Origin of the sequence: Tychonema sp. LEGE 06208 (genome assembly GCF_015207505.1) — a bacterium.
GTDB lineage: Bacteria > Cyanobacteriota > Cyanobacteriia > Cyanobacteriales > Microcoleaceae > Microcoleus.
The window spans coordinates 21,446-28,967 of sequence record NZ_JADEWT010000081.1; the positions used below are offsets into that span (position 1 = coordinate 21,446).

Genomic DNA, 7,522 nt, shown 5'->3' on the forward strand with positions numbered 1-7,522 from the left:
CGTCACAGCTTTGTTTGCGATTGTGAAGAGCGATCGTACACAAACAACATACCACCGGTCGTAACTAAAGCCAAAACCGCAGGAACCAAAGGCATCCAGCCCCCCAAAATCAGAATTATCAGAGAAACTTGATACAACACAAAAATCATAGCACCGCTGGCGATCGTCAATAGCAAGGGCGATCGCCAACGCCAAGCCAACAACCCGCCAGTCACAGCAGCCAGCCACACAAAAACCGCATCTCCCCACTGAAACCGATCCCATTGAGGTAAAATCCACAATAGCGGCCTTTTATCAATTACAGCGCTGAGAATTTGACTCACCATATGAGCGTGAATCCAAACTGCCGGCATTTTACCGTAAGGAGTATCGAATTCAGTCTCAGAAACTTCCGAAGTATGACCGATTAAGACAATCTTACCCTTGACTAAATCCGGGTCTATTTTCCCTGACAATACTTCTTGCAGCGTCACCTTAAAAGCTGGTTTGGGGTTAGCGCGGTAGTTGAGCAATACTTGACTGACTTTTGGCTCTTTTAACGGTTGATAACCTCCTGTACGAGAGGCTAATCTTTTGAATGTAACACCGCCAATTACCCACTCTTCATTCTGGTTTTTTTCCAATCTTATGCCTTGATTTTCCAAAAATCGCGCCGCCAACAGAAAACTTAAGCTATTCGGAGCTTTGCAACTATCCTTGAAATTAGAAAGATTCGGGTGATAAGATAGAAGTTGGCGGCGAATACTTCTACCTTTATTGTCACGCGCTTCATCTGGCGGTAAATTGATAAAACCAATTTGATTTTCTAATTTACTTTGCAATAATTCTGGGGGTGGCTCCGTGATTTTGCGTGCATTGTAGGTGCAGACAGCAATGAGATTGGGATTCTTTTGAAAAAGGGCAATCAAATCTTTTCTGCCCGGTTCCTTTGGCGAATTTCGGTGCATATTCAAACCAATTGCTGCAGGCTTAAATTGGAGTAATTTGTCGATCGCCCTGGCTATAATAGCATCAGTTTGCGGATAGTCGTACTTGTCAACATCCTGGTTAGTCACTTGCACCACCAGCAACCGATTGTCGATTAATTCAGATTCCCGCTGCCTCATTAGTCGATCGAACATTGACAGTTCCAACACCTCCATCACCCCCAGAGAACGCGCTCCCATCACCGCCACGGTACAGGCCGCACTCGCCAAAATCACCGACTTCAAGGGCGAAAAACCCTTAACTGGCGGTCTTTTCTCATACCTAGGAACCGCCGTCAAATTTTCAGCAACAACAGGCGCATCGGACTCAATCAAAAAATCGCTCCACATCAGAGGCACCGCCGTCGGATGCTGCCAAATTACCGGCAACCAACTAGCACAAGGAAACTTATGCTCTAAATCCCCCAAACGGTTGCAAGCTTCCCTCTTTGCTGCATACAAAGACTTGCCAGCTACAAACTCTGTCAGAAAATATTTTAAAAATTCTTGAGCTACAACATCCGGCACCAACTCCCGCATTAAAATCATTTGCGGAATCATTTGGAAATCATCTAATTTTGTCGCCAAACCCAACCCGTCACAGCAGTTAAAAATTGCTAGCTGCAAACCATTATCCACCGCTTTTCTCAAACCAACCCACAGCTCATCAATAGTTAAACAATCATCTTTATTGATATAAATTTTTCCCGTACCATCCTCAGTTTCACCGTGCCCCGCAAAAAATATAATATCCCAAGATTGTTCCCAAAGCTCGTCAGTAATCTCTTTGCGTTTGGGTTCTACTAAAACTTTAACTTCAGCATCAGGAGACAAATTTTTCAGGATTTTCTCATCTTCTTTGACATTAATATCAGGGCTATCTCCCAAAATAGCTAAAATTTTCACCTTAGATTTGCGGAGAGGTTTCTGAAACTGTAGTTTAACAAAGTTTAATTGACCGAGCGACGGTTCAGCTTTCGGAAAATTGTCAAACAAATCCCACAACTGCCAAGGTAATTTGTGCAAGTTCGGATCTTCGGTGCGAATTAATACCCTAATATCTTCATTATCATTTAATTTCTCTCTCAGTCGCGTATCAATTTCTCGAAACTGTTCTGACTTCAGCCAAATATTCATGGCTGCTGCTAGTTGCTGGCCGGATTCCTGGCATTTCTTCAAGGAACTTCTAGTGTCTGCTTCTTTAACCTTAACTCGCCAAGAGAAAGATTTGGAGCGAAAAATTGTTTTATTACCCGCTCTTACCAGAGAATACAAGGCTGGAAAAATTCTTTTTTTATGGTTCCGGGAAGGCATTCCCAAAGAGCGATATTTTTGAGACCAATGTTGGTTTACTAAAGCTGCTAACTCGGGATTTGCAGGTAAAATGCTAGTAATGTCAGCCAAGGAGTCGCCGTCATCCTCTTTGATTTCCAAGGTAACTCGAAAACCTTGGCTTGGCAAATTGCCATCTAATTTGAGATAAACTAACTTGCTCATAACACTTACCCCCTATGGATAATTGATGATTAGGTGAAAAACAATTCACTCTCGCTAAAATCACCCAAAGCAATTTTAACGCTAAATTGTTCTCCCGGTTCTGCACTCAACTTGAATAGCAAGCTATCGGTTTTATTAGCTCTAGCTTGCACCAAACTTTTTCCTCGTTCGTCCAACACTATCAATTCCACATCTTCGGGTAATTCAGTTTGGTTATCTGCCGGACAAAGTTCTATCAAGATATCAAGATTCCCATGATTTGTTGGCATTATTCCCAGCAGTAAATTAACTCTTTCTCCAGGCTCCAATTCTAGGGTTTTTATGCGTTTAATCTGAGTGACATTATTAGCAGGATTGCTCATCTCTAAAGTTTGGCTACTCCTGAAATCAAACTGGAATTTTTGTCTTGATTCAAACACTTTTTCGGCGGCCTCCCAGCCGATGTCGAAAACATTATGCAACCATTGAATGAGATGCACTGGTTTGAGTTCGTCCAAGTATTTTGGCTGGAGTTCGTCCAGGTATTCTAGCAGGTTTTCGATGGATTCCAACTTACTAATTGGAACTTTTTCTCGATCGCCCTTTTTGACAAATCCCAGCAACTTCACCTCTGCCAGGGATTGGGCTATCTCCACGGCAACATAACCGATTCTGTCCGATCGCACTTCTGCCGGAATCGAGACAAACTCTTCACCCTCACGTACAGGGCGGCACTCCAGCTTACCAAGATTTTTGACCTCCAAATCTGCAACATCCATGAATTTCTGGATCGCAGGATTCCAGATATTGCTAGCGGTCAAATCAGTGTCTATTTCCATACACTGAAAGTAAAAATCCACTGCGTGCACCGCCAAAGCATTCAGATAAACCTGTTTGGCTTTTTTCGGGTCTGTTTGTTGCTGCGACAGCCTTTGAGCGCTCAGGTGCGCTGCTGGGGCGATCGGCATTGTCAAAACTAAATCAACTTCTGTGTTATTCATGATTACTCCCTGCTTTTGGTACATAATGTTCTACAAGTATTCTTTGAATCTGGGTGTAAATTTCTTTACACACCTCTGATAAAAAGTGCTCAAACTAGAAACGTTGACTCCTAACTCATCGGATATTTCCTGCCAACTTTCATCTTTTATAACTTTCTTCACCAACAAAAATTTAAAATTGACCTGCGGGTACTTTTTCATCACTTCGCCTTCAAAAAAACCTCCCGGATCTTCTACAATGATATCGCTCAAAGCAGCTTCAAGTTGACCAGATTTATTTTGCAAGTGTTGCTTTTGTATTTGATTAAAAACTAGATCCATATCTCCACAGTATTCAATAGAAAACTCTTTTTTACCTATAACTTTAGGCGTAGCTTGCTGAAAACATTTAAGCATCAAGAAGTTGACCCACTGACTGACTTCTTTCTCAGGTCGATAGTTGTGAATTTCCCGGCAAATTCGCAACGTTAAGTCCGATTTGGCTTCTGCACAAATTGCCCGATAAATTTCGGGGGTAAATTTTGTATTTCTGGGACATTTAACGATTTTGTATTTTTCAACCTCCGCCATAAAATTGGTCATAGCTAGCCGTTGCCCTAAAGTTTTAGGCTGGTGATTTTGAGCAGCTATGGCTAGCTGTTTGAGCCGATCGTCAATTTCATCCTTAGTAGGCATCTCTTGTTCCAAGGGTACTCAAAAAAATAGTCGGCAAAGCGGATGCAGGTCGCCGGAGATTGGTTAACAAGCCGATCGAGATTGACTGGCGCCCATCCTCCTGCATAGCCCTCTATTTGTCTATCTGTGGGGATCTGGGATTTTTACGCAAAACTTCTGCAAAAGTTACAAAACTTTACATAACTCGCAAATTCTTGGGTGCTGTCAATGGTGGTGGTGCGTCAGGAATCCAGCAGTGCCGACGTTTCATGCAGAAGAGATTAGGCTTGTTGCTACTTACCAGGAAGAGCCTGGTAATGCTTCTGAGGCGAGGAAGGCTTAGAGGATAGAGAGAGGACTGTAGGAGGTGTTTAAGTTATTAAATTTTCGTTCCTAAGCACCCTACAGCAGATGTTTGGGGTTGGTTTTGGGCGATCGAGCGGCAGGGAAGGCGGCACACGCTACGGGAAATATTTGGCATTTGTCTTGAATGCTATAATCGAGCTCGCCAGCACAGGACGATCGCACTCCCAAAAACGCTTATTACACTCCGAAAAAGATGCTGTCGCCAAATGCGCCGTTAATACCACTGCAAAAAAAATGCAGCTTCAGTCAGTGATTCTCAATCGTTGCAAATCAAAAATGGTATAACTGCCCCAAAACCATGCACCAACAATCCCCGCAGCAGCCTCAAAAACACGCGACTCCCAAAAAACTTAAAACAGCTATTTTTTACTGTTTGACAGCAATATTTTTCTGTTGGAGTACCGCGAACCTGCCTACAATGGCCCAAAACCCAGCCCCAGGTGGGCTTAACGGGCAAGAAATGAGAAATTTGCTCGATCGCGGAAACCTCACCGAAGCCGTCACCAGAATCGAACAAGACTGGGAAGAAGACTATCAAAAATACTTGCAACAAGACTTTGGGGCCCGTGAAAAAACCGCCGAAGCAATATCAAAAACCCTCTCCCGTCTAGCAGTTCAAACCAAGAAAAAACCAGCTTTAATTTACGCCATCCCGCGCACAGACCAACTCGAATTAATTTTAATATTGCCCGATCGCCCGCCAATTCTCCGCAGCGTCCCATCCGCCAAACAAGAAATATTGCTGTCAGCAGTCAAAAAATTCAACAGCGAAATCACCAACCCCGCCAAACTCAGCACAACCAGCTATTTAGAAGGAGCCCAACAACTTTATCAATGGATAATTGCACCCCTAGAAACAGATTTGCAAATAGCAAAAATTGAAACCTTGCTGTTTTGCGTTGGCGAAGGTTTGCGAACCGTACCCCTAGCAGCAATGCACGACGGAAAGCAATTTCTGATCCAAAAATACAGCCTCGCCCGCATCCCCGCCTTCAAATTCACCAACACTAACTACGGCAACCTCAAAAACACCCAAGTCTTAGCAATGGGAGCATCTATTTTCTCGGAAACGGCGAACAAACAACCGCTACCTGCAGTCCCGTTAGAATTAAGGACGATCGTCCAAGAGTGGCCAGGTAAATCTTTTCTCAACGAAGATTTCACCCTCGTAAACTTGCAATCGCAGCGCCTGCAACAAAGGTACGGCATCATCCACCTCGCCACCCACGCCGAATTTCGCCCCGGAGCTCCCAATAACTCTTACATTCAATTTTGGGACACCAGACTCGGACTCGATCAAATGAGAGATTTAAAATGGAACAATCCGCCTCTGGAACTGTTAGTATTGAGCGCCTGCAGAACCGCCTTGGGAGACAAAGAAGCAGAACTCGGATTTGCCGGTTTAGCGCTGCAATCGGGAGCAAAATCTGCCCTCGCCAGTTTGTGGTACGTCAGCGATGCGGGAACTTTGGCGCTGATGAGCGAGTTTTACGAGCGCTTAAAAGTCAACAAGCCGAAAGATCCTCCTATTATTAAATCTGAAGCTCTCAGGGAAGCACAAATTGCTGCGATCGAAGGTAAATTAACCATAAATAATGGTCAATTGCAAAGCTCTAGGGGCGAAGTTTTTTTACCTCTGTCTGTCCCTCAACTAGACAGCAAAGATTTATCGCATCCTTATTATTGGGCAGCTTTTAATATGATCGGCAGTCCTTGGTAAATTCTGACTGAAAATGGCTAAGTTAAAATAACGTTATCCCTCCTCTAATGCAACCATTCTCCGATCGCATATGACCCAAGCAACCACGATCAACACTCAACTCATCGATACCCTCACCCAAATTATCCTCGCTCTCACCGAGGAAGAGCGCCACATCCTGATCCATAAACTTCTAACTCCAAATCAAACTTCAGACACTACAAAGGTCGATCGAGAAACTCTGAAGCAGGAAATCGCTATCGGCGCCGGGCAGCTTCAGACAGGACAATATACAGAGTATGATGACTCTTGTCTGCCGAATCTTCTGGTGACTATCAAACAACGGGGGCAACAACGCCTAAAACAGGAGTAAGTACCTGTGAATCGTTATCGCCTTTCCCAGCAAGCCGAAAAAGATTTAGAAGATATATGGATTTATTTGGGACAGCAGGATGAAATTGCCGCCGATCGCCAACTGGCGCGACTGCTAGATCGCTTTCCCATGCTTGCCCAATTTCCGAATATGGGGCGACAGCGAAATGAACTCCTCACAGGATTGAGAAGTTTTCCTGTCAAACCTTACATTATTTTCTACAGAATTCTCCTAGAAAAAGTCGAGATTGTGAGAGTCCTGCATCAATCGCGGGATATAGAAGGACAATTTTAGCGAGGGAGCCAAATGCCGACTTCTCGATCGCCTATCTATCTTTCTGAACGTAACTCTTGACCGATCGAGGTGATAAACTGTAGAACATATAGTAATTCAATTCCTGTAGCTGCAAAAAAACCGCGTACCGCAAACCTTTCAGCAACATAGCGGGGGTCTTCTAGAGAAAAGAAAAGATGAAAAAACTAGAATTTTTACTGCAGAAAGAAGGCGATCGCGCCTGGTTGCCCCTAGAAACCGCCGACGTGGAAATTCTAGAAGGCAAATACCGCGTCGTTGCTCGCATCCAGCACCCCAACACCGACATCGAAATTCGCGTCACCTACACATCCTTCGAGGGAGTAGTCCCGCAGCGGAAAGTCCAAAGCCGATCGGCACGCACCAACCCCGAAGGATTAGTCGTGATCATTCCCTACACCAGACTCAAACCGGGAATGTGGGAACTCTCCTGCTTGCCAGATCCTCGATCGACACCAGCAAAACCTTGGCAGTACGGCGTGCAATTGGAAGTATTGCCCGCAGAATCGGAAACCTCCGAACCCCTACCGCCGACGATCGACACCTCAGAACCTGCCACTATCCCCTCAGACTCACAAATCGCAGCACCGGTCGATCGTCCTGCAACCCAACCCCCAGCCCCACCGCAGCCTCCCAAAATCTACCAATTCCCCAATCCCCAAACCCTGTCTCTTAA

Annotated in this window: 7 protein-coding genes and 1 pseudogene; 5 read left to right on the forward strand and 3 right to left on the reverse strand. The window is 44.6% G+C overall.

Translation table 11 applies throughout. From position 1 onward, the window contains the following. Positions 1 to 2 precede the first annotated feature (2 nt). From IQ263_RS19705 to IQ263_RS19715, 3 genes are read right to left on the reverse strand one after another with little or no spacing between them, the layout of a single operon-like run. Positions 3 to 2,462, reverse strand: coding sequence for a CHASE2 domain-containing protein (locus tag IQ263_RS19705; protein ID WP_194069518.1), 2,460 nt, complete (start codon positions 2,460 to 2,462; stop codon positions 3 to 5). A 29-nt stretch (positions 2,463 to 2,491) separates the two neighbouring features. Beyond that, positions 2,492 to 3,442 carry a DUF1822 family protein gene (locus tag IQ263_RS19710; protein WP_194069519.1) on the reverse strand — a complete coding sequence of 317 codons (951 nt, stop codon included), beginning with the start codon at positions 3,440 to 3,442 and terminating at the stop codon, positions 2,492 to 2,494. A 30-nt stretch (positions 3,443 to 3,472) separates the two neighbouring features. After that, complete coding sequence (locus tag IQ263_RS19715; protein WP_194069520.1) at positions 3,473 to 4,117, reverse strand: hypothetical protein; 645 nt, start codon at positions 4,115 to 4,117, stop codon at positions 3,473 to 3,475. Positions 4,118 to 4,507: 390 nt separating this feature from the next. Here IQ263_RS19715 and IQ263_RS19720 point away from each other — a divergent pair, with 390 nt between their 5' ends. From IQ263_RS19720 to IQ263_RS19740, 5 genes and pseudogenes are all read left to right on the forward strand, one after another. Beyond that, on the forward strand, positions 4,508 to 4,747 hold the full coding sequence (locus IQ263_RS19720; protein WP_194069521.1) for a hypothetical protein: 240 nt from the start codon (positions 4,508 to 4,510) through the stop codon (positions 4,745 to 4,747). A 13-nt stretch (positions 4,748 to 4,760) separates the two neighbouring features. Then, on the forward strand, positions 4,761 to 6,182 hold the full coding sequence (locus IQ263_RS19725; protein WP_194069522.1) for a CHAT domain-containing protein: 1,422 nt from the start codon (positions 4,761 to 4,763) through the stop codon (positions 6,180 to 6,182). 70 nt (positions 6,183 to 6,252) lie between these two features. Beyond that, positions 6,253 to 6,534, forward strand: a complete 282-nt coding sequence (locus tag IQ263_RS19730; protein ID WP_194069523.1) for a hypothetical protein — start codon at positions 6,253 to 6,255, stop codon at positions 6,532 to 6,534. Positions 6,535 to 6,540: 6 nt separating this feature from the next. Next, positions 6,541 to 6,828: a type II toxin-antitoxin system RelE/ParE family toxin gene (locus IQ263_RS19735; RefSeq protein WP_194069524.1), complete on the forward strand. Its 288-nt coding sequence runs from the start codon at positions 6,541 to 6,543 to the stop codon at positions 6,826 to 6,828. Between the two features lie 176 nt (positions 6,829 to 7,004). Then, positions 7,005 to 7,522 (forward strand): annotated as a pseudogene (locus tag IQ263_RS19740) (hypothetical protein); the annotation flags it as partial.

Bases quoted from the DNA above. Each gene is read 5' to 3' on its own strand.
- IQ263_RS19705 (WP_194069518.1), bottom strand. From the start codon at position 2,462: ATGAGCAAGTTAGTTTATCTCAAATTAGATGGCAATTTGCCAAGCCAA.
- IQ263_RS19720 (WP_194069521.1), top strand. From the start codon at position 4,508: ATGTTTGGGGTTGGTTTTGGGCGATCGAGCGGCAGGGAAGGCGGCACA.
- IQ263_RS19710 (WP_194069519.1), bottom strand. From the start codon at position 3,442: ATGAATAACACAGAAGTTGATTTAGTTTTGACAATGCCGATCGCCCCA.
- IQ263_RS19715 (WP_194069520.1), bottom strand. From the start codon at position 4,117: ATGCCTACTAAGGATGAAATTGACGATCGGCTCAAACAGCTAGCCATA.
- IQ263_RS19725 (WP_194069522.1), top strand. From the start codon at position 4,761: ATGCACCAACAATCCCCGCAGCAGCCTCAAAAACACGCGACTCCCAAA.
- IQ263_RS19730 (WP_194069523.1), top strand. From the start codon at position 6,253: ATGACCCAAGCAACCACGATCAACACTCAACTCATCGATACCCTCACC.